The following is a 20,308-nucleotide window of genomic DNA, read 5'->3' as shown; positions in this document are numbered from 1 at the left end:
CCCACGCTAGAAGAGCGGCGGTCGGCCCTGCGGCAGAATGGACAATCTAGGCGTACCGGCCGGTAACGAAGGTCAACCTGCATCCCGCCCCAGGTACGCGGCCAGCCGGTCGGCCTCGGTCGCGCTCGCCGGGGCGGGCCGCTCGGGGCCGAACGGTTCGCCGTCGCGGGGTAGACCGTCCAGAAAGGAACGCCAGCTCGCCAGCACTCGCGGGGCCAGGCCGGGTGCGACGTCGGTGCTCGTGCCGAGCGCGCGGGCCAGGTCCCAGCCGTGCGTGGTCAGCTCGTTGACGACGTGCTGCACGGTGACCGCGCCCGGCTGCGGGCCGATCGGCGTCGGCGCGACCTCGGTCAGGTAACCCGGTCGGCCGAACGCGGCCCGGGCCCGCGCCGCGTGCTCGCCGAACGCGGCCACCGGGTCGGCGTAGCCGGGCTCGTCCTCGGGTATCGGCGCGCCCTCGGCCAGGGTGGCGTAGCGGTCGTTGATGAACGCGAGGTGGCACAGCAGCCGCCGCACCGTCCAGCCCTCGCACGGGGTCGCGCCGCCCAGCCGCTGCGGGGTGACCGTGCGCGCCAGCGTCGCGACCTCGGCGGTGATCGTGTCGTACGCGGCCAGGGGGTCGTCCAGCGTCAGATAGCCGTCCATGCCCCGATCCTGCCCGCTCCCGGTGACATTCACGCCTGAGCGGAGCGCAGCGTGGTCGGGGCGGGCGCGTTCTGCCAGCGGGTCTCCTTGGCGGTGCCGTCCAGGGCGCACGCCCACAGCCGGCCGTCCGCGCCGACGACCGCCGCGTACGCCCGCCCGCGCGCGTCCACGGCCACCGCGGGCGCGCCGGTGAACAGCGCCCCCGACGCCGTCCACACCGGAGTCTCGCCGGGTGGGTGCGCGCCGGTGATGCCGACCCGGCCCGCGTCGTCGCGGCGCAGCAGCTGCAGGCGCCCGTCGCGGAACAGCCCGGCCAACGCGCCGGTGCCACCGCCCGCCGGGACCGTGGTCGCGACCCCGTCCAGCAGCACCGTCATTGTCGCCCCGTCGGCATGCCCGACCAGCACCGGTCCCTGGCCGCCCCCGACGGTGCGGGCGGCCGACAGGGTGCCGTCCATCGCCTCGCGCAGCAGCGACCGCGGCTCGCCGAAGCGGCCCGCCGGGCTGTCCCGGCTCCAGCACAGCAGCTCGTCGTCGGTCACCGCGTACAGGTCGGTGCGCGGGCCGGTCGACACCGCGACCAGCGCGTCGCGGATGCCCTTGCCGCCCAGGCGGATCCACGGCCCCCAGTGTCCGCCCGCGGGACGGGTGCGCATCGCGGCCCCGCGGTCGAAGTCGCGGGTGAACACGCTCAGCCCGCCGTCGGCGTCGGCGACCGCGACCGGCATGCCGAGTTCGCGGGCCCGCAGCGGGTCGCCGCCCGCGTCCGGGTTGCCCAGCTCCGCCCACGTGACCGGGCCGCCGGGCACGGCCTGCTCGCCGTGCACCACGGCCAGGCGCGGACCGGCGACCGCCAGATCCTGGCGTACACCGAACAGGTGCACCCGCCCGTCCGGCGTGGACACCACCGACAGGCACGGCAGCAGGTTCTCGCCGCCGACCGGCTCCGGAGCCGACCACGCGCCGGGGTCCGTGCCCCGCCGCCACCTCAGCGCGGTGCCGCCGAACACCGCGTACGCGGCCAGCCCGGTCGCGTGCGGGATCAGCCACGTGGTGCCGCCCGGGTGCCGGTGGGTCTGGCTGCGGCCGTAGCGTTTGGCCCGCGCGCGGGTGCCGACCTGCAGGTCGCCGCAGCCGTAGGGGACCGCGCAGGCGTGCCCGTCGGCCCAGCCGTAGATGTCCAGGTAGGAGAACTTGCGCTCGTACACGGCGGGGCTGAGGTTGCGCGGCCAGTACTTGTTGAAGTAGCCGCGGTAGCTCTGCACCTGCACCGCCTCGCCGGCCCGCCGGTGGCGGCGCACCGCCTCGAACGCGAACCACGCCGCGTACAGATGGTCGGTGTGGTCGGAGTACTCGACGTCGCCCTCGGCGTATTTCAGGTGCTCCGGGGCGGGATCCAGGGTGCGGACCACCGTCGGCTCGGCGGTGTCCAGCAGCGACGCAAGGATGCCGAGCACCTCGTCGCGGGTCAGCCGGCCGGCCGCGGGCAGGGGGCTGTCGGTGGGCCGCAGGTAGGGCTGGGCGTCGCGGCGGCCGTCCCAGAGCCACTCCAGCCGGTTGGCGCCGGGGCCGTCGACCGGTGCGCGCAGGTTGAGGAACGCCAGCGTGACGTGCGGGGCGGCGGCGAGCGTGGCGGTCTCGTACACCGCGTCGCCGAGGTGGCGGACCTCGCGCCGCCACGCGCTGTCGGGGTCGCCGGTCGCCATCGCCGCGTACGCCGAGCGGATGCCGTACTGCCGCGCCGCGGCGTACCCCTCGAAGTCAGGTTTCGGTTTGCGGCCCCCGCCGAGCTGCGCGTTGACGCCGTTGGCCTCCCCGGCGGTGAGGTAGACGCTGGTCACCGCGTTGCCGCCGTCGAGGGCCTGCATCACGTCGGGGTTGAGGAAGTACAGGTCGTCGTCGGGGTGCGCGCAGATGTTGAGGAACGCCGCGGCGCGCGGCGGCGCGCCCGCCGACCAGACCCGTTCCCAGGGCCGGGTCAGGCCAAGTCCGACCACCCCGCCGCCGGCCAGCAGCAGGGCGCGCAGCGCCGTGCGCCGGTGCAAGTCAGCCGTCCTGTCGCGCGGCGTCCGGCCCCGGCAGCTCCCACGGCGCCGCCACCGGGAAGTACGCCGACAGGAAGTCCCGCAGCAGCTCTTGCCGGCCCTGCCGCTGCTCGGGTGTCCCGTCCTCGTCGTTGACGCAGAACACGTCCTGGTCACGGCGGGCGAGCACCCCCGCGAGCTGCCGTTTCGTGTCGGACGCGGCCAGGCTCACATACGTGCTGGTGATCCGGTCGATGGCGGCCCGTCCGGTGGACAGCGCGTAGTAGTGGTACGCCGAGGACACCAGCGAGACGTCCGACGGGTCCCGGAACGGGTTGCCGGCGGTGCGCTCCAGCTCCTGGGCGTACCGGTCGGACATCTCGGCGAGCACGTCGCGGCGCAGCGCGTGCGGGACGTGCTTCATCTTGTAGGTCAGGTGGCGGCCGAAGTCGCGGGCGATCAGCGCGCGGTTGTTCTTGCCCGCCGCGGTCGGCGCCAGGTCGGCGGCGTCCGCCGGGCCCAGGGCGACCTTGCCCTTCGACGGGAACGACTTCGACAGCCCGTTGGGCTGGAAGAACTTCAGCGCGTTGATCGGCCGGCCGACGAACACGTCGTCGTTGAAGTAGACGAAGTGCTCGCTGAGCCCGTCGATGTGGTGCAGGCGGCTCTCGATGGCGTGGGAGTTGAAGGTCGGCAGGCGGCCGTGGTCGCCGAACAGCTCCTTGTGCGTGACCACCCGCACCCGGTCGTGGCAGGTGTCCAGCCACGACGGCACCTGGTCGTCGGTGACCAGCCAGATCCGGCGCACCCACGGCGCGTACAGGTGCAGCGAGCGCATCGAGTAGCGCAGCTCGTCGTGGTTGGCGAAGCGCGACGTCCCCGTGGCGTGGGCTGCCGGCGGCCGGTCCTGTGCGGCCAGCGCGGCGTCGCGGCGGGCCTGCCAGGCCGGGTCCTCGTCGTCGACCCAGGTGTAGACGACGTCGACGGGGAAGGTGATGTCGTCGAGCAGGGTGCCGGCGAACTCCGGCCGGGTGGGGCGCTGCGCCTGGCCGGGCACGTGCGCCGACGTCATCCGGGTGAAGACCGCCTCGTCGAGCTGAACCGCCGGGCCGGTGGCCGGGACCAGGTCGGCGGCCCGGTTGGGCCGGGGCGCGTGCAGCGGCCCCTGCGGGGTGCGCGACCACACCTCCAGGTCGCAGCCGTGCGCGGTGCCGAGCAGCAGCGAGCCCGACGGGTCGCAGACGTACTGGATCAGCCGGATAACCCGGTGTCCGGCCAGCGTGCGCCAGGCGTGGTGGGAGGTGGCCGGCATCGGCGTCTGCACGCCCTGGTCGGTGACGGCCGCGACGAACAGCGGCCGCCGCAGCGCCTCGCGCCGCAGCGCCTTCCACGCCTCACGCCGCCCGCCGGACCCGATGGCGACCGCCGACGCCTTGTCGTCGTAACCCCGCACGCAGAAGTGGTCGACTCCCGCGTCGCGCAGCACCGTCAGCACCGTCTCCAGGTTGAGCCGCCGCGCGGCCAGCGGCGTCGCCTCGGTCAGCGGCCGGGCCAGCGCCGGGCCGTGCGCCGTCGGCACCAGCCGCAGCTCGCTCGTGTCGTACCGGCTGGTCAGATGCCACCGCACCGCCGAACGCGCCCACCGCTCGGCCGGCCCCCCGGCCCGTCTGACACGCGGCAGAAGCAGGTCCACCGACCTGCGGGACAGCGCGGCCATCGCAGCGGAGCGGCCCGGCACCTGGAAGATCACGCCGTAATAACGATCCAGCCCCGGAAAAGGCGACACCTCGGTGTGGTGGCAGGCTGGGTGGGTGCTGGACGCGACAGATGTGGCCGAGGTCGAGCGCGCGGTCCGCCGCGTCGCCGAGGAGCAGATCCTGCCCAGGTTCGGCCGCCTTGCCGCGGCCGACATCGGCTACAAGTCCTCCGAGACCGACTACGTGACCGTCGCCGACCGGGCCGCCGAGGAGGAGCTGGCAAAGCACCTGACCGCGCTGGTGCCCGGCTCGGTCATGGTCGGCGAGGAGGCGGTCGCGGCCGACCCGGGACTGCTCACCGCGGTCGACGGCGACGCCCCGGTGTGGATCGTCGACCCGATCGACGGCACGCACAACTTCGTCAGCGGCAGCCCTCGGTTCACCACCCTGGTGGCGCTGGCCCACCGCGGGCGGCTGCTCGCGTCGTGGACGTACGCCCCGATGATGGACCTGATGGCGGTGGCCACCGCGGGCGGTGGGGCGTACGTCGACGGGCAGCGGGTGCGGGTGCGGCCCGTCGAGCCGACCCTGCGCCACCTCGACGTCAGCGTCTCGCCGCCGATCTGGTGGAAGCCCTCGGAGCGCGCCGGGTTCCACGAGCTCAGCAGGCACGGGGTGGCACTGTCGTTCTTCGACACCTCGGGCCTGGAGTACATCCAGCTCGCCAGCGGGCGGCGCACCGCGATGGTGCTGACCTGGGAGCTGCCCTGGGACCACGCGGCCGGGCTGCTGCTGCACGCCGAGGCCGGGGGAGTGGCCATGGCCGCCGACGGCAGCCCGTTCCGCATCGGCGGCGGCAACCCGATGCCCTTCCTGGTCGCCCCGGACGCCGACACCGCCCGGCTGGTCCTCTCGGCCCTCCAGCCGACCCCCGACAAGCCCTGACGCCCGTCAGCCGGCCGACAGGGCCGCGGTGATCAGGCCGACGGTGGTCCAGTCGACGTCAGGGTCGGCCAGCAGGCGGGAGTAGGTGGTGAACTCCAGGGTCGTCTGCTCGCCGTCGGTGGCGACGCCGTGGCGCTGGGGGCCGGTCTCCAGCGCGTCCAGCTCGGCTTCGGTCAGTTCGAGGCTGAACAGGTGCACCCGGTGCGCCGACACGGTCGCGGCAGGCTGGCGTACGCCGTGCGAGCGCAGTCGGGCCGCGTCGACCTCCAGGCCGGTCTCCTCGGCCAGCTCCGCGAGTGCTACCAGGCGCGGGTCGGCCGCCCCCGGCTGGGAGCCGCCGGGCAGCTCGTGCACGTACCCGTCGGTGGTGACGGCGCTGGAGCGGAACTCGCGCACCAGCACGATCCGGGTCTCGGGCAGGCTGCCGCCGGGCAGGTAGGCCACCACCGCGCTGACGTCCGGGCGGCCGATGACGACCTCGTTGTCCTTGACCCGGCCCTCGGCGGCGACCTCCACGCCGACGTGCGCGGCCCACCAGAACGCCCGCCCGTCGGGGCCGGGCCAGGTCCAGGCGACCCGCGCCGAGCGCAGCCGGTTGCCGGCCGCCTCCTGCCCGGCCAGCCACGTCCGCACGCCTTCGACGTGCCACAGCGCCAGAGGCAGCTCGCGGTGCGCGCCCGCCCGGTGGGACCCGCCGCCGAGCAGCGCCAGCGCCGCGGACAGGGTGTCGTCGAGGGTGTCGGCGACCGGCGCGCCGTGCAGCTGCGCGTAGTGGGACAGGTAGCGCAGCCCCGGGGCGTCCGGCGGCGCGCCGAGCACCACCCGGCCGCTGGACTCCCAGCGCCCCCACTCGACGTTGGTGGTGAACCCGGGCAGGGTGGCCAGGTCGCGCGGCACCCAGAAGACGACCGCGTCCGACAGGTGCAGGCAGGTGTCCTCCCACTGGACCTGGCGCAGCCAGCCGTGCGGCATGCCGCCCTCGGGCCGCTCGGGCACGAACACCACCAGCCGGCCCGGTCCGGTCCAGAGCTGTGCGAGCAGGTCCAGGGCCTGCGGCCGCCAGGACAAGACGTCGGGCGTACGGGGCGTCGGCCCGGCCAGGAACAGGGCCGCGTCCCAGGAGTCCGGGGGCTGCTCGCCGGCGTACACGGTGACGACCTCGCGCGGGCTCTCCATGCCGATGATCGTCGCACGCGTGGCCGCGACCACGGCGGCCGTCGGTAGGGTGGGTGGATGCGAGTGCGGCCGGTGACGCCCGAGGGACTGGTGAGCGAGCTGGTCGAGCGGATCGGCAAGGTCGCCGACCCGGACGGGTGGACCCGGGTGGCGTTGGACGGCGCGCCCGCCGCCGGGCCGGACCGGCTCGCGCAGGCGCTGGTGGACCCGCTGCGCGAACTCGGCCACGAGGTGCTGCACGTGCGCACCGCCGACTTTCTGCGCCCGAAGTCGGTGCGGTGGGAGTTCGGCCGCACCAACCCCGACGCGTACTACGAGGGCTGGGCCGACGAGGCCGGGCTGCGCCGGGAGGTGCTCGACCCGCTCGGGCCGGGCGGCACCGGCCGGGTGCTGCCGACGTTGCGGGACCCGGTGCGCGACCGGGCCACCCGGGCCGCCTACCTGACCCTGCCGCCCGGCGCGGTGCTGCTGGTCAGCGGAGACCTGCTGCTCGGCTCGGGGCTGCCGTTCGAGCTGGCCGTGCACCTGGTGATGTCACCGGCGGCGCTGGCCCGGCACACCCCGCCGGAGGAGGCGTGGGTGCTGCCCGCGTACGCGCGCTACGCGGACGAGGTGGCCCCGCAGACGTTCGCCGACCTGGTGGTGAAGGTCGACGACGCCCGCCATCCGGCGATCATGTCCATCGATTAGGGCGCGCGGCCGGTGGCCGGAGGCGCACGATGACCCCAGGGGACTGGCTACAGGGGGGTTGATCATGACTACGGCCAAGCAGATCATGCACCTGGGCGCGCAGTGCGTGCCCGAGAACGAGACACTGGCCCGCGCCGCGCAGCTGATGCGCGACATGGGCGTCGGCTCGCTGCCGATCTGCGGCAGCGACGACAAGCTGCGGGGCATCATCACCGACCGCGACATCGTCATCAAGTGCATCGCGGCGGGCGGCGACCCGAACACCACGACCTGCATGGAGATGGCCAAGGGCACGCCGATCTGGGTCGACGCGAAGGCCGACGAGGACGAGGTGCTCAAGACCATGGAGCAGCACAAGATCCGCCGGGTGCCGGTGATCGAGGACCACCAGATCATCGGCATGATCAGCGAGGCGGACCTGGCCCAGCACCTGTCGAACGAGAAGCTGGCCCATACCAACTCCCCCAACACGGCCGCCCCGCCGACGGGGGGCTGAACACAGGAGACGGGGCCCCCCGGCCGGGGCGCCCCTTCTCCTGTGCTTGCGTCAGTGCGCGCCGACACCCGTCAGCGACCGCACCTCCAGCTCGGCGTACTTCTTCGGGTCCGCGGGCTCGCGGGACAGGATCGTGCCCAGCCAGCCGCAGAGGAAACCGACCGGGATCGAGATGATGCCCGGGTTCGACAGCGGGAACCAGTGCCAGTCCGAGTTCGGGAACATCGCGGTCGGGCTGCCGGACACCACCGGGGAGAAGAACACCAGCACCACGGCGGTGATCAGGCCGCCGTAGATCGCCGCCGTGGCGCCGGCGGTGGTGAACCTCTTCCAGAACAGCGAGTACAGGATCGCGGGCAGGTTGCCCGAGGCCGCCACGGCGAACGCCAGCGCGACGAGGAACGCCACGTTGAGGCTCTGCGCGAAGATGGCCAGCACGATCGCGACCGCGCCGATCGCGAACGCCGAGATCCGGGCCACCCGCACCTCGCTGCCCTCACTGACCTGGCCCTTGCGGATGACGCTGGCGTAGATGTCGTGCGCCAGCGAACTGGACGAGGCCAGGGTGAGACCGGCGACCACCGCCAGGATCGTGGCGAACGCGACCGCCGCGATGATCGCCAGCATCGCCGCGCCGCCGGTGGCCCCGCCGAGGAACTTCTCGCCGAGCACCTGGGCCAGCTGCGGGGCGGCGGTGTTGCCGCCCTTGTCCTGGGCGGTGATCGCCTCGCTGCCGACCAGCGCCGCCGCGCCGAAGCCCAGCGCCAGCGTCATCAGGTAGAACGTGCCGATGATGCCGATCGCCCACAGCACGCTCTTGCGGGCGGCCTTGGAGTTGGGCACGGTGTAGAAGCGGATCAGGATGTGCGGCAGGCCGGCGGTGCCCAGCACCAGGGCGATGCCCAGCGACAGCAGGTCCATCTTGTTGTAGAAGGTCTGCGCCGCGTCCCCGGCCACCTCCTTGCCGTAGCGCAGGCCGGGTTCGAGGAACGCCGCGCCCTTGCCGGACTTCGCCGCGGCCTCGCCGAGCAGGCCGGACAGGTTGAACTTGAACGCCGCCAGCACCAGCAGGGTCATCACCGCGGCGCCGACCATCAGCAGGAAGGCCTTGACGATCTGGACGTACGTGGTGCCCTTCATGCCGCCGACGGTCACGTACACGATCATCAGGATGCCGATGAAGATGATCGTGGCGATCTTGGCGGTGTCGGCGTCCATGCCCAGGAAGTGCGCCCCGGGCTTGATGCCCAGCAGCAGCGCCACCAGCGCGCCCGCGCCGACCATCTGGGCCAGCAGGTAGAAGATCGACACCACGATGGTGGAGATCGACGCGGCCACGCGTACCGGCGTCTGGCGCATCCGGAACGCCAGCACGTCGGCCATCGTGTACTTGCCCGAGTTGCGCAGCAGCTCCGCGACCAGCAACAGGGCCACCAGCCAGGCGACCAGGAAGCCGATCGAGTACAGGAAGCCGTCGTAGCCCGACAGCGCGATGATGCCGGCGATGCCGAGGAAGCTCGCCGCCGACATGTAGTCGCCGCCGATCGCCATGCCGTTGGAGAAGCCGGAGAACGACCGGCCGCCGGCGTAGAAGTCCGTCGCGGTCTTCGTCTGCCGGCTGGCCCAGATCGTGATCGCCAGCGTGAACAGCACGAAGACCACGAACAGGACGATGGTCAGGGTACGGGCGCTCATGCCTTCTCCTCGCTTCGCTCGTCGGCGGCACGAGTGGCCGACGACATGATTCGCTCGCTGCGCTCGCTCATGCCACGACCTCCTTCGGCTGCTCGTCGGCGTCGAACTCGCCGGCCTGGATGCGGGCGTTGAGGTCCTCGGCGACCGGGTCGAGCTTGCGGTCGGCGTAGCGGGCGTACAGCCAGGCGATCAGGAACGTGGTCACGAACTGCAGCAGCCCGAAGACCAGCGCCACGTTGATGTTGCCGAACAGGACCGTTCCCATGAAGTCGCGCGCGTACGCCGACAGGATCACGTACAGGGCGTACCAGCTGAAGAACGCGATCGTCATGGGGAACACGAATCGCCGCAGCGCGCGGCGCAGCCCCGCGAACTCGGGGTTGTCCGCGATGCGCTCGTAGCGGTCCGGAGCGTCGGTGCTCATGAATCACCAGCCTCGGTGGGGAGAGGGAGCAACGTGGCACGTCGCCGGTGTGTGCGACGGGTCACAGTGCGGTTGCCCGCAGGCTAGGGACCGGCATGTCGATCTGTGAACCAGCCGAAGCGGACATGCGCGGCGTACGCGCCGAGCGGTCGCCAGTACGCGCCCAGCGGCGCATGCCCGCGCGCCGAACGGCAGCGCTCCCACTCGCGGCGGGTGATCGGGCGCCGCCCGTCAGAGCCGGTGGGTCCGAGCCAGCTGGACGAAGGCGCGGACCAGGGGAGTCTCCCCGTCACTGCGCCACACCGGGGCGTACCGCAGCACCGGTCCGTCGGTGATGGGCAGGAAGGCGATGTCACCTCGCTGCCGGGTGGCGGCCACGTCCGACCCGATCGGGGACACGACGCCGCCGGCGGCGATCGCCCTGAAGGCCTCCTCCAGGGTGGCCACCAGCAATCCGCGCGGGACGGGCCGGCCGGCCGGTGTCACGGCCGGGGTGTGCGCTTCCCACACGTAACCGGGGATGGGGCCGTCCGGAACCACCACCGGATGATCGCCGAGGTCCTCCATCTCGACGCTGTCCCGCTCGGCCAGCCGATGGCCGGCGGCGACGGCCAGCACCAGCTTCTCGGTGTGCAGCACCGGGCCGACGACCAGGTCGGGCTCGCGGATGGGCAGCCAGAGCATGCCGATGTCGACCTGGCCCGCCCGCAGCGCGGTGAGCGGGTCGGTGGGCAGGATCTCGCGCAGGCGCAGTTCGCATTGCGGATGCCGCTGCCGGAACAGGTCGAGTACGGCGGTGATCGACTGGTAGTGGGTGGCCATCGTGCCGACCGTCAGCACACCGGTATGCCCGCGCGCTACGGCGGCGGCCTCGTCGATGCCCGACATGATCTCGGCGTAGCCGGTGCGGAGCCGGTCGCGCAGCCGCTCACCGAGCGGGGTGAGCCGGACGCTGCGGCTGGTCCGCTCGAACAGGGCGCCCCCGATCCGGCGCTCCTGCTGTTTGATCGACTGGCTCACCCGCGCCTGGGACACGTGCAGGCGTTCGGCCGTACGCCCGAAGTGGAGTTCCTCGGCCAGCGCCAGGAAGATCTCGATATCGCGCAGCTCCACCAGGCTCTCCCTCCCGCCGGTGACCGGCCTTCCGAATCCGGCAGTCTACGGCCGCAGCCAGGGCTCGTCGCACGGGCATGATCCGCGCCGACCGCGGGGGCGCTTGCCGTCGAACGATAACCGGTGGCTTATGCGGCGGTGCGTTCTTCCACGTTGTTCGGCAACGGGTGGCCGGGTGATCGTGGTGCCATGAGCGAGCGCTTGATCGACATCGTGACGGTGCCGGACCATCCTGGGATCGCAGGGTGGCAGGCGGTGGCACCACCCGGCCTGGTGGCCGGGGTGGCCTGCCTGCGTCCGATCATCCCGTTCGAGCACGGCCTGCTGCCGTCGGCGGCAACCGCGCAGCCGGACGCCGTCGAGCTGAGCCTGTACGTGGAACCGCAGTGGCGGCGGCGCGGGATCGGCTCGCGGCTGCTGGCCGCCGTCGGCGCGCAAGCCGCGCGGCAGCGCCTGGTCGCCGAGGTCGAGAAGGGTTCTGCCGGGGAGGCGTTCTGTGCCCGGCATGGCTTCCGGCGCACCGGATCCAGGCGGCATGACCTGCTCACCTACTGCGACGTGCACCGTGCCTGGCTGGGTGAGCTGGTCGACGTCGAACACGCCGGATACCGGCTGAGCCACTGGACCGGCGAGCTGTCCGACGCGACTCGGGTCGAGGAGCTGCTGCGACACCCGAGCCGCCCCGGCAACGCGGTGCTGAGCGCCGCCGAGGCGGACGGCGGCCTGGTGGCGTACGCCGTGGCGGCCGTGGGCGGGCTGCCGCAGCGCCGTGCCCGGCAGTACGGACCGTCCGTGCTCGCCGGCCATCGCGGGCAGGGACTGGGCCTGTGGGTCAACGCGGCCCTGATCCAGCGACTGCGCGAGATCCACCCACACGTCGACGAGATCGAGGCGCGTACGGGCGAGGACGACCCCGGCCTGCTCGCCTTACACCGCCACCTCGGCTTCCGTCACCTTCGGCGAACGCGGCTCTACGAACTCGCATTGCCGTAACCCCGACCCGACCCATGGACCAGGCGGCACCCGGAGCCAACCCGTGCCACTACAGGAAGGTTTGTCATGAAAAGTCAGGTAGGTCGGCGAGCCCGCAGCGGTCCAGCCGGGGCCAGGGGTCCTCCAGACAGGACCCGCTCGCCAGGGAAGCGACCCCCCACGAACTGTTGCGCTCAGTCCTGCTCCCACCTATGTCCAAGGAGTTCACCCCTCATGTCCGTCACTTTCTCTGACCAGGACAAACTCACGTTGCGGACCGCCGCGTACGGTGCCGTCGCGCTGCTGTCGGCAGCCGGGGCCGCCGGCGGCTCGCCCCACCGGATCGCCACCGACGGGTCCATCGCCCTGTCCTCGGCCACCGGCCCGATCGGGCACGTGCTCGCCGAGAAGTCCGGCGCCGTCGACCTGGGCGGCAAGTCGGTGGCCGAGATCGCCGACCGGGTGCTGCCCGCGCTGACGGAGGCGATTCGGCTGCTGGAGAAGCAGGCTCCCGCCGAGGCCGGCAACTTCCGCCGGACGGTCGTCGTCGCCCTCGAAGCGGCCGTCCGGCGTGGTGAGCCCAGCCCCACCGTGTCCGACATGACCAACAAGATCATCGCAGCGCTCGACGCCGCTCCGGCCGCATCGGAGGTGACCGCATGACCACCCCGGCGATCGAGGCTTCGGGACTGCGGAAGGCGTACCAGGACAAGGTCGTGCTCGACGGCATCGGCTTCGAGGTCGCCGCGGGCACGGTGTTCTCCCTGCTCGGCCCGAACGGGGCCGGCAAGACCACCACGGTCAACGTGCTGACCACGCTGATGCGGGCCGACGGCGGCACGGTCCGCGTTGCCGGCCACGACATCGCCACCGAGGCCAAGGCGGTGCGCGCCGCGATCGGCGTCACCGGCCAGTTCGCCGCCGTGGACGAACTGCTCACCGGGCAGGAGAACCTGCGGCTCATGGCGGACCTCCACCGTGCGGTCAACGGCGACGGCGAGCGGATCGTCGCGGAGCTGCTGGAGCGGTTCGAGCTGGCGGAGTCGGCGGACAAGCCCGCCGCGACCTACTCCGGCGGTATGCGCCGCAAGCTCGACCTGGCGATGACCCTGGTCGGCAACCCGAGCATCATCTTCCTCGACGAGCCGACCACCGGCCTGGACCCGCGCAGCCGCCGCACGATGTGGTCGATCGTGCGGGACCTGGTCGCCGACGGCGTCACTGTCTTCCTCACCACGCAGTACCTGGAGGAGGCCGACCAGCTCGCCGACCGCGTCGCGGTGCTCGACCAGGGCCGCCTGGTCGCCCAGGGCACGCCCGACGAGCTCAAGCGCCAGATCCCCGGCACCCACATCCGGCTGCGGTTCACCACCGCCACCGAACTCGACGCCGCCGCGCGGGCCTTCCCCGACGCGACCGCCGACCCCGAGGCACTGACCCTGCGGGTGCCCGGCGACGGCGGCACCAAGTCGCTGCGAGTCCTGCTGGACCGCCTCGACGACCACTGCCTCAGCGCCGAGGAGTGCACCGTGCACACCCCGGACCTCGACGATGTCTTCCTCGCCCTGACGGGCCACACCACGGAGGTGGCCGCGAAATGAGCGCCAAACCGCAATCGCTGGTCATGCTGCGCCGCAACTTCAAGCACATCACCAGGAACCCGACGTCGGTGTTCAACGCCGTGCTGATGCCGATCATCATCATGCTGATGTTCGTGTACATGTTCGGCGACGCTTTCGACGTCGGGGTCGACTACATCGACTACGCGACACCGGGACTGATCCTGCTGGCCGTCTGCTACGGGCTGGGCGGCACCGCGACGTCGGTGAACTCGGACATGACCAAGGGCATCATCAACCGGTTCAAGGTCATGGACGTGTCCCGCGGCGCGGTGCTGACCGGCCACGTCGTGGCCAGCGTGCTGACCAACCTGATCGCCATCGCGGCCCTGGTCGGGGTCGCGTTCCTGCTCGGCTTCAGCCCGGCGGCGAGCCCGCTGGACTGGCTCGGCGTGGCCGGGGTCGCCGTGCTGCTCGCGTTCGCGGCGGGCTGGTTCACCGTCGCGCTGGGGCTGTCGGCGAAGTCGCCGGAGACCGCGGGCATGGCCGCCGTGCCGCTGGTCATGCTGCCGTTCTTCAGCAGCGCGATCGTCCCGGCCGAGAAGATGGGCCCCGGTCTGCGGCAGTTCGCCGAATACCAGCCCTTCACCCCGATCATCGAGACCATGCGCGGACTGCTGAACAGCGCACCCGACACCACCGACGCGGCCGTGGCCGTCGCCTGGTGCGTGGCGATCGCGCTCGTCGGCTACCTGTGGGCGCGCTCCACGTTCACCAAGCGCGCATGACCTCGACCGGCTGACACCCGGCCGACGCCGCCTCGGCAAGGCCGCCGAGGCGGCGTCACGGGTCTGCCGGGGCGGAGTGGATCAGAGCGGCTCACTGACGCTGCAGCACGGTCCCCACGCTCTCGGCCGCCGCCGCGCGCTCGCGCCGCCGCGCCCGCGTCCCCAGCACGATGAACAACGTCGCGACGGCGCCGAGCACCGCGCTGGCGACGACGGCTTGGAGCAGACGCGCGGACGTCTGCTCGACGGCGGCCGCTTGCGCCGCGGCCACGGCCGGCGTCGGGTCCTGCGGCGGGATGGACGTGCCGGCGTAATCGGCGAAAGCGATCAGGATCAGCACCACCGCGGTGAGGTCCAGCGCGACGGCGGCGGCGAAGAACAGGTGGATGCGGCGCACGCCGCGAGTGTGCCAGCCCCCGTCCAGCCACGCCACAGCACGGCCACCGGTCCCGGCCCGTCAGCGGTGATGTGCCGCCCGGCGCGTCACCGCCGTCTCACGGCACCTGCAACGGTTCGCCGCAGACGACGGTCTGCGGGCTGGCGGGCGGGTAGAGCCCGCCGGCCGCGGGCGGGTCGTCGCCGGTCACCTCGGTGAACCCGACGCAGAAGACCACGGTCCGGCCGCTCAGCGGGATCGGCGTGCGCTGGGCGGACGCAGGATGATCGGGCTCCACCTGGAGCGGCACCCGCAAACTGTCCGACCTGCGAGCACCCGGTTCGAGCACGGAGCCGCGGATCCGCACGGTGGGCACGCGTACGCCACCGCAGTCGCTGGTGTCCGGGGTCTGGCAGGGGTGGATGATGCGCTTCGACAGCTCGATCACCCCGTCCTCGCGGACGCTGACCTCCACCGGCCCGCGCGACCAGCCGGGCCGCTCCGGATCGGTCCAACCCCCGTCGTAGACCACCATCGGCGTTGCGGACCGGTTGGCCAGCGTGTACTCGACCGCGATGTCGCCGCCGGCGACCGAGGTCCGCACCGTCAGATCCAGGTCGGGGTCGCCCGAGCAGGCGGCCAGCGCTGCGGTGACGAGCAGCAGCCCGGCGACGCTGCGGAGACCGGTCACCAGCCGTCCCCGGAGTAGGTGGCGTAGGTGTCCCGCTCGCGCATGCCCATCTCCCGGCGCAGCCCGTTCTCGGTGTACTGGATCGGGTGGTCGGGGTCGAGCTGGTCCGGCGTCGACGAGTCGTCGTCGTGGTCGAAGGGCAGCCCCGTCGCCTGCCGCTCGCCCTTCTTGATGCCGTCGTCGGGCCCGCCCGCGATCAGGTCGGATTCGAAGGTGTCGTTCCAGTAGTCGTACACGTGCCCGAGCTCGTGGTAGAGCACCACCGACGGCCGGCCGCGCTCGGCGTCGAAGGTGAAGGCGGGGTTGTACTGGATGACCGAGTCGGAGTTGGCGAGCTTGTGGCCCTTGCTGGCGTAGCCGTTCTCGTCGTCGAGCTCCTTGATGGTCAGCGTGTTCTCGCCGAGCCAGAAGTTCGGGTCGCGCTTGTCCTGGAGGTTGTCCAGCATCTGCTGGCCGGTCGGCGAGGCGCGGTACATGTCGAGGTCGGCGAGCACCCGCTCCTTGAACTCGTCGGAGCCCTCGATCTTGATGAACTGCGCCTTGTCGCTGATCTCCACCTTGACGTCGGAGGCCACGCCGTCGACGGTGTCCTCGTCCTGCCGGTACGCGGTGTCCCGGCCGCCGCCCGCGGTGATGCTGTCCTTGCCGTGCCCGCCGTAGTAGACGTCGTCGCCGGTGCCTCCGGCGAGCTTGTCGTCGCCGTGGCCACCGGACACGACATCGTTGCCCGCGCCGCCGTGCAGCGAGTCGTTACCCTTCGCGCCTTCGAGGTAGTCGTCGTCCTCGCCGCCGGACAGCTGGTCGTCACCGCCCAGGCCGTACAGCGTGTCCTGGCCCGCGCCGCCGGACAGCACGTCGTCGCCGTCCTGGCCGTCGATGTAGTCGATGCCGGCGCCGCCGGAGACGTAGTCGTCGTTGCGGCCGCCGTAGAGGTCGTCCGTCCCGCGCCCGCCGAAGATCTGCTCGGCGCCGTCACCGCCGCGGATGGTGTCGTCGCCCGCGCCGCCGAGCAGCGTGACGCTGATGTTGGAGCCCTTCGGGACCTCGATGGTGTCGTTGCCCTCACCGCCGCGGATGGTGACCGGGGTGCCCGGCGGGTACCAGTAGTCCGCGCCGTTGACCGAGACGATGACGTCGCCGGTCTTAGGATCGATCCTGACCTTGACGTCGTCGTCTCCGGTTCCGGTGTTCACGACCGCCCGGCCGTCCACCATGATCACCGAAACGCCGTCGGTCGCCTCCGCGGGCAGCGTGAACGGGTCGGTGGAGCCGGTGGCGATCGCGCCCCAGTCGGCGGCGACGGCGTCCCAGCCGGACTTGTCGAAGCCGCTGAGGTTCTGGCCGAGCGCCTGCTCCAGCTCCTTGCGCAGCGTGGCGGCCTCGGCCACGGCGCCGCTGATCAGCTTCTGCTCTTCCTCGCTGCGCGGGTAGAACGTGCCGCCGACGTCGCGGAACTTCACCTTGGCGTACTCGGCGTCGAGCAGTCCCTGGTAGCGCTGCAGCAGATCGGCGACGCCCTCAAGCTGGCCGGCCAGCTTGTCCGCGTTCGTCTGCAGCGCGTCCACGCCGGCCGTCAGCTTCGTCTTGTGGTTGACGTAGCTGTCGCGGGCCGGGCCCGACCACTGGGAGCCGACCAGCTTCTTGGCATCGGCGTCGATGTCGTCGCCGAGAGCCGTGGCCGACTTGGCGAACCGCCGCCACGCCGACGCGGCGCTGTCGATCCGCCCCGGGTTGGCGTGCAGCTGCCAGGTCGATTCGGCCGCCGTGATCGGCGGGAAGTGCTCCTGGTCCTCCGGTGGAATCCCCATCGGCGACCTCCCCCTGGTCAGATCGGAATGTTGCGGTGCTTCTGCCGCAGCTTGCGCTCGGCTTCCTCGTCCGCCTGCTGGTAGGCGAAGGCCACCCGGAGCAGGCTCTCGTTGTCCACCTCGAGCACCGTGACCAGCCGCTCCGTCGCCGTGCCCGCGCTGCCCTCGACGCCGTGGTAGGCCTCGCTCTGCTTGCCCGCGTTCGACACGTTGCCGAAGTCGGACGTGGACAGCACCGCGTCGGCCCGGACGGCGCGCAGCGCCGCCGCGAGATCCTGCGAGCCGTCCAGACAGGACTGCGCGACCCGCGCCAGCTCGACAGGATCGGCCCGTACCTCCCCGCTCATGGGTGGCACCCTACAACGCGGCGGCACCGCGCTCCACCCGAGCTTTCCCGCGGGACAGCCGTGACTCGGTCGATGGACCGCAGCGAGTCCCGCCGATGCGCGGGGAGGTCAGCGTCACCGTCCTTCGGCGGATTCGGCGAAAAGCAGCTCCCACTCCTTGTCCAGGGCCTGAGTGATCCGGTGGTCGCGGGCGACGGCTTCCTTGAACCAGGCCATGGTGGCAGGTCCCATGGCAAGGATCTGGTTGTAGTTGAGGGCCGCCGGGTTCATGCCGAACACCACCCCGGTCTTGAACAGCGTTCCCGACGTGGCGATCGTGTGCCCGAGCAGCAGCATCGACGTGAGCTTGGCGTGCTCCAGCTTCCGCTGCGCCGCGGTGCCGCCGGTGGCGTAACTCCTGAGCAGCCAGTATCCGCGAATGACCGCGGACACGACGCCCGGAGTGATGCCCATGGTGAAGAAATGCCGTAGGTCGTAGCCGTTCTTGTACATGTCGGCGGCGACTTCGGCCCAGGTCGCCTTCTCCTTGGAGCGGCCCAGCGAGAAGGGGGAAGCAACCGGACCGAGCTGGAGCAGGCTGAAGAGCGGGGGCGGCAGACCCGCAGGGGTGTAGACGTCCGAGAGCAGATGGCGCACCTGCGTGAGGAAAGCGGTGATCAGGCCGACGTGGTCGGCACCGGTGGGGATCTGGATCAGTCCTCCAGCCTCGACATAAGTGCCGGTGCCACGCATGATGTCCGCCACCCCGAAGATGAAACCCAGCACCGGATCGTGGCCGGGGCTCCGGAGCCGATGGGTGCTGGGCGTCATGCCGCTGACCCGCTCTATGCCGGTGACCGGATCTCTGGTCGCATACGAAGTGGGGTCGTCGTAGGGCACCTTGGCCTTCTCGAACCGCTTGAGGTAGCGGTCCTGGATGTTCTTCGCCCGGTCTTTCTCCTTGAGCCACTTGGTGAGGGGCGATCCGTCATCATCGAGCTTCATGCCCTTGGTGGGGATGCGGACGAGGACAATGTCGAGGAGTGTCGCCAGGAGGCCCGCGGTCAGGACGACTGCCCAGTCGGCCTCGTCCCAGCTGATGTCGCCGTGTTGCTCGGCGTAGCTACGCAGGCTGCGTGCCAGCTCGCTGGAGGGTAGGACCTGCTGGAGCGGGTCTCGGGTCAGATCGATACCCAGCGAATCCAACCGGGCCTGGGAAAGGTTCACCAGTTCGCCGTAGTCACCGCCGACGGGGACGATCGGCACGTTGTAACGGGGTCGGCTCGGCGCTTCGACAACCACGGGTGTCACGGGGCTCGGCTGGGCCGGGACGACGATGCCCATCGCCTGAAGGCGGGCGCGTACCACGTTGAACTCGGATTCGACGGAGTCGAGGGATTCGCTGACGCGGCGTTCGCGTTCGAGGACGTCCCTGAGGTCGAAGTGCACCTGGTCGAACAGGCTGCGCAGCTCGGTCAGCGTGACGTCCTGGTATGCCACGACCGCGCCGGCCGCCGACAGCTGGTCACTCGACACGCAGCGGCTCCCGCCGCTCGAATGCCTCCTGGCTGGTCTGCAGATTCGTCAGGGCCAGCTGGAAGGCGGCCAGCTCGGCCCGGAGCACGAGGAGCCGCTCCTCGTTCCGCGTGGTCTGGGCGAGGGACACCTCCATCCGGTGCGCGAGCCCCGCGATGTCGTCGGTCAGCTCGGCCATCGCCTGCTGGTGGTTCTTGATGACCTGCTGGATCAGATGCTCGCGCCGCTTCTCGCGCTCACGTTCGTTGACGGACAGCACGTAACGCGTGCCCTGGTGCACCGCGACCCCGAGGATCACCACCGTGCCGATCCCGGTGGCCATCGCGCTCAGGCCCAGCAGGCCGCCGAATCCCAGGGCCGCCAGGCCCGAGGTGATCCCCGCCCCGCTGAGACCGGAGACGCTGCCGGCGAGGCTGATCGCGGTGATCGGGGCGCCGAACGCGGCCGCCTTGGCGGCGATGTCCTTGGTGGTGGTCTCCAGTTGGCTGGTCGTGATCTTACCGGAGGCGAACTCCTCCTCCGTGCTCACCAGCCGTTCGGTCGCCTGCACGACCTTGTCCGCCGACTCCGGGAACACGAGCGCCGCGACCTGCGCGATGCGCTCGCGCTCGACGTCGGCGGCGTGCCTGTCGGCACGCGAGATCCGTACCAGATCGCGCACCAGCAAGGTGAAGACGGGCTCACGCTGATCCTCGTCGAGCAGGTCGCGCAATTGCCGGGTCAGCTCCACCGCGGTGTCGCGGACTTCCGCGTTGCTAGCCGCGTCGCGTTGCGCTCCGGTGATTTCGGCGCGCAACCCCGTTCGAGCTTCGCCGTCCAGGCCGATCGTCGATGCGAACAGATACAGATTGGCGATCTCCCGTGGATCGAGCGAGTTGTCGACCATCGCCAGGCTCACCAATATCCGGCAATAGAGCAGTTTCGCCTCGACGCTGAGCGCGGACAGGTCGGCGGCGGTGTCGCGGCGTGCGGCACGCGCGGCCAGGCTGTCCTTGACGTCCACGACCTTGGACTTCACCTGCTCGGCGGACTGCTTCGCCTTTTCCTGGGCGTCGCCGGCGACCTCGGCGACACGCTGCCGTGCGGCACTCGTGCTGTCGGCCAGCTTACGGCCGGCCGCGCCGGCCGCGTCCTTCAGACGTCCGAGACCGAATTCGCGAGGATCCATTGCCATCTCTTTCGCATCCCCATTCAAGGTCGATCGCCGGGTGGCCCACGCGTTGATCCAGCGGGTGTGGGCTTCGCCATTTCCGGCCTCGCCCATCGGGGCAACAATACGGACGATTGGCGCTCCGGCGATGCCGCCGGTGATCCAGAAACCGATCATCCGAATGGACTGACGCACCT

Annotated in this window: 20 protein-coding genes; 7 read left to right on the top strand and 13 right to left on the bottom strand. The window is 71.5% G+C overall.

The window, feature by feature from the left end; translation table 11 throughout:
• Window positions 1-72: 72 nt before the first annotated feature.
• Genes AB0B66_RS26485 through AB0B66_RS26475 form a run of 3 tightly spaced genes read right to left on the bottom strand, consistent with a single transcriptional unit; the run spans window position 73 to window position 4,455 of the window.
• The gene (locus tag AB0B66_RS26485; RefSeq protein WP_360534948.1) at window positions 73-645 is read right to left on the bottom strand and encodes a TIGR03086 family metal-binding protein; all 573 of its coding nucleotides are present in this window, start codon (window positions 643-645) and stop codon (window positions 73-75) included.
• A 29-nt stretch (window positions 646-674) separates the two neighbouring features.
• The gene (locus AB0B66_RS26480; RefSeq protein WP_360534946.1) at window positions 675-2,690 is read right to left on the bottom strand and encodes a PIG-L family deacetylase; all 2,016 of its coding nucleotides are present in this window, start codon (window positions 2,688-2,690) and stop codon (window positions 675-677) included.
• Window position 2,691: 1 nt separating this feature from the next.
• Window positions 2,692-4,455: a stealth family protein gene (locus AB0B66_RS26475; RefSeq protein ID WP_360534944.1), complete on the bottom strand. Its 1,764-nt coding sequence runs from the start codon at window positions 4,453-4,455 to the stop codon at window positions 2,692-2,694.
• A gap of 25 nt (window positions 4,456-4,480) precedes the next feature.
• Between AB0B66_RS26475 and AB0B66_RS26470 the strand changes: the two genes are divergently transcribed.
• Complete coding sequence (locus tag AB0B66_RS26470; RefSeq protein WP_360534942.1) at window positions 4,481-5,311, top strand: inositol monophosphatase; 831 nt, start codon at window positions 4,481-4,483, stop codon at window positions 5,309-5,311.
• 6 nt (window positions 5,312-5,317) lie between these two features.
• On the opposite strand, the gene AB0B66_RS26465 is transcribed toward AB0B66_RS26470, so the two are convergent.
• Window positions 5,318-6,487 (bottom strand): nucleoside 2-deoxyribosyltransferase domain-containing protein, encoded by a 1,170-nt coding sequence (locus AB0B66_RS26465; protein WP_360534940.1) that lies wholly within the window; start codon window positions 6,485-6,487, stop codon window positions 5,318-5,320.
• Window positions 6,488-6,544: 57 nt separating this feature from the next.
• Here AB0B66_RS26465 and AB0B66_RS26460 point away from each other — a divergent pair, with 57 nt between their 5' ends.
• Both AB0B66_RS26460 and AB0B66_RS26455 read left to right on the top strand, forming a co-directional pair.
• Window positions 6,545-7,177: a uridine kinase gene (locus AB0B66_RS26460; protein ID WP_360534938.1), complete on the top strand. Its 633-nt coding sequence runs from the start codon at window positions 6,545-6,547 to the stop codon at window positions 7,175-7,177.
• A gap of 64 nt (window positions 7,178-7,241) precedes the next feature.
• Window positions 7,242-7,673 (top strand): CBS domain-containing protein, encoded by a 432-nt coding sequence (locus AB0B66_RS26455; RefSeq protein WP_360534936.1) that lies wholly within the window; start codon window positions 7,242-7,244, stop codon window positions 7,671-7,673.
• Window positions 7,674-7,724: 51 nt separating this feature from the next.
• On the opposite strand, the gene AB0B66_RS26450 is transcribed toward AB0B66_RS26455, so the two are convergent.
• From AB0B66_RS26450 to AB0B66_RS26440, 3 genes are all read right to left on the bottom strand, one after another.
• Complete coding sequence (locus tag AB0B66_RS26450) at window positions 7,725-9,368, bottom strand: cation acetate symporter (RefSeq protein ID WP_360534934.1); 1,644 nt, start codon at window positions 9,366-9,368, stop codon at window positions 7,725-7,727.
• Between the two features lie 67 nt (window positions 9,369-9,435).
• A complete protein-coding gene (locus tag AB0B66_RS26445; RefSeq protein ID WP_203699202.1) occupies window positions 9,436-9,792 on the bottom strand; it encodes a DUF485 domain-containing protein in 357 nt (118 codons plus the stop codon).
• A 231-nt stretch (window positions 9,793-10,023) separates the two neighbouring features.
• On the bottom strand, window positions 10,024-10,905 hold the full coding sequence (locus AB0B66_RS26440) for a LysR family transcriptional regulator (RefSeq protein ID WP_360534932.1): 882 nt from the start codon (window positions 10,903-10,905) through the stop codon (window positions 10,024-10,026).
• A gap of 189 nt (window positions 10,906-11,094) precedes the next feature.
• Here AB0B66_RS26440 and AB0B66_RS26435 point away from each other — a divergent pair, with 189 nt between their 5' ends.
• From AB0B66_RS26435 to AB0B66_RS26420, 4 genes are all read left to right on the top strand, one after another.
• A complete protein-coding gene (locus tag AB0B66_RS26435; protein ID WP_360534930.1) occupies window positions 11,095-11,898 on the top strand; it encodes a GNAT family N-acetyltransferase in 804 nt (267 codons plus the stop codon).
• Window positions 11,899-12,111: 213 nt separating this feature from the next.
• Window positions 12,112-12,540 (top strand): hypothetical protein, encoded by a 429-nt coding sequence (locus tag AB0B66_RS26430; protein WP_360534928.1) that lies wholly within the window; start codon window positions 12,112-12,114, stop codon window positions 12,538-12,540.
• Window positions 12,537-13,478 carry an ATP-binding cassette domain-containing protein gene (locus AB0B66_RS26425; protein WP_360534926.1) on the top strand — a complete coding sequence of 314 codons (942 nt, stop codon included), beginning with the start codon at window positions 12,537-12,539 and terminating at the stop codon, window positions 13,476-13,478. Before AB0B66_RS26430 ends, AB0B66_RS26425 begins: the two co-directional genes overlap by 4 nt.
• Window positions 13,475-14,224 (top strand): ABC transporter permease, encoded by a 750-nt coding sequence (locus AB0B66_RS26420; RefSeq protein WP_360534924.1) that lies wholly within the window; start codon window positions 13,475-13,477, stop codon window positions 14,222-14,224. The genes AB0B66_RS26425 and AB0B66_RS26420 overlap by 4 nt, the downstream gene beginning before the upstream one ends.
• A gap of 91 nt (window positions 14,225-14,315) precedes the next feature.
• Here AB0B66_RS26420 and AB0B66_RS26415 read toward each other — a convergent pair whose 3' ends face one another.
• The 6 genes from AB0B66_RS26415 to AB0B66_RS26390 all read right to left on the bottom strand — a co-directional run bounded on the left by AB0B66_RS26415 (window position 14,316) and on the right by AB0B66_RS26390 (window position 20,306).
• On the bottom strand, window positions 14,316-14,621 hold the full coding sequence (locus AB0B66_RS26415; protein WP_360534922.1) for a hypothetical protein: 306 nt from the start codon (window positions 14,619-14,621) through the stop codon (window positions 14,316-14,318).
• Between the two features lie 97 nt (window positions 14,622-14,718).
• On the bottom strand, window positions 14,719-15,291 hold the full coding sequence (locus AB0B66_RS26410) for a hypothetical protein (RefSeq protein WP_360534920.1): 573 nt from the start codon (window positions 15,289-15,291) through the stop codon (window positions 14,719-14,721).
• Window positions 15,288-17,099, bottom strand: a complete 1,812-nt coding sequence (locus AB0B66_RS26405; RefSeq protein ID WP_360534918.1) for a M91 family zinc metallopeptidase — start codon at window positions 17,097-17,099, stop codon at window positions 15,288-15,290. The genes AB0B66_RS26410 and AB0B66_RS26405 overlap by 4 nt, the downstream gene beginning before the upstream one ends.
• Before the next feature lie 17 nt (window positions 17,100-17,116).
• Complete coding sequence (locus AB0B66_RS26400) at window positions 17,117-17,446, bottom strand: hypothetical protein (protein ID WP_360534916.1); 330 nt, start codon at window positions 17,444-17,446, stop codon at window positions 17,117-17,119.
• 114 nt (window positions 17,447-17,560) lie between these two features.
• Window positions 17,561-18,925 (bottom strand): hypothetical protein, encoded by a 1,365-nt coding sequence (locus AB0B66_RS26395; protein WP_360534914.1) that lies wholly within the window; start codon window positions 18,923-18,925, stop codon window positions 17,561-17,563.
• Between the two features lie 25 nt (window positions 18,926-18,950).
• Window positions 18,951-20,306, bottom strand: coding sequence for a TerB family tellurite resistance protein (locus tag AB0B66_RS26390; RefSeq protein WP_360534912.1), 1,356 nt, complete (start codon window positions 20,304-20,306; stop codon window positions 18,951-18,953).
• Window positions 20,307-20,308 lie beyond the last annotated feature (2 nt).

The sequence above is a fragment of the Catellatospora sp. NPDC049111 genome (assembly GCF_040648615.1).
Classification (GTDB): domain Bacteria; phylum Actinomycetota; class Actinomycetes; order Mycobacteriales; family Micromonosporaceae; genus Catellatospora; species Catellatospora aurea.
This window is presented reverse-complemented; position numbering and strand designations above follow the sequence as displayed.

Coding starts and splice junctions, on each gene's coding strand:
- AB0B66_RS26485 (WP_360534948.1), bottom strand. CDS start 645: ATGGACGGCTATCTGACGCTGGACGACCCCCTGGCCGCGTACGACACG.
- AB0B66_RS26465 (WP_360534940.1), bottom strand. CDS start 6,487: ATGGAGAGCCCGCGCGAGGTCGTCACCGTGTACGCCGGCGAGCAGCCC.
- AB0B66_RS26460 (WP_360534938.1), top strand. CDS start 6,545: ATGCGAGTGCGGCCGGTGACGCCCGAGGGACTGGTGAGCGAGCTGGTC.
- AB0B66_RS26455 (WP_360534936.1), top strand. CDS start 7,242: ATGACTACGGCCAAGCAGATCATGCACCTGGGCGCGCAGTGCGTGCCC.
- AB0B66_RS26450 (WP_360534934.1), bottom strand. CDS start 9,368: ATGAGCGCCCGTACCCTGACCATCGTCCTGTTCGTGGTCTTCGTGCTG.
- AB0B66_RS26445 (WP_203699202.1), bottom strand. CDS start 9,792: ATGAGCACCGACGCTCCGGACCGCTACGAGCGCATCGCGGACAACCCC.
- AB0B66_RS26435 (WP_360534930.1), top strand. CDS start 11,095: ATGAGCGAGCGCTTGATCGACATCGTGACGGTGCCGGACCATCCTGGG.
- AB0B66_RS26430 (WP_360534928.1), top strand. CDS start 12,112: ATGTCCGTCACTTTCTCTGACCAGGACAAACTCACGTTGCGGACCGCC.
- AB0B66_RS26425 (WP_360534926.1), top strand. CDS start 12,537: ATGACCACCCCGGCGATCGAGGCTTCGGGACTGCGGAAGGCGTACCAG.
- AB0B66_RS26420 (WP_360534924.1), top strand. CDS start 13,475: ATGAGCGCCAAACCGCAATCGCTGGTCATGCTGCGCCGCAACTTCAAG.
- AB0B66_RS26405 (WP_360534918.1), bottom strand. CDS start 17,099: ATGGGGATTCCACCGGAGGACCAGGAGCACTTCCCGCCGATCACGGCG.
- AB0B66_RS26400 (WP_360534916.1), bottom strand. CDS start 17,446: ATGAGCGGGGAGGTACGGGCCGATCCTGTCGAGCTGGCGCGGGTCGCG.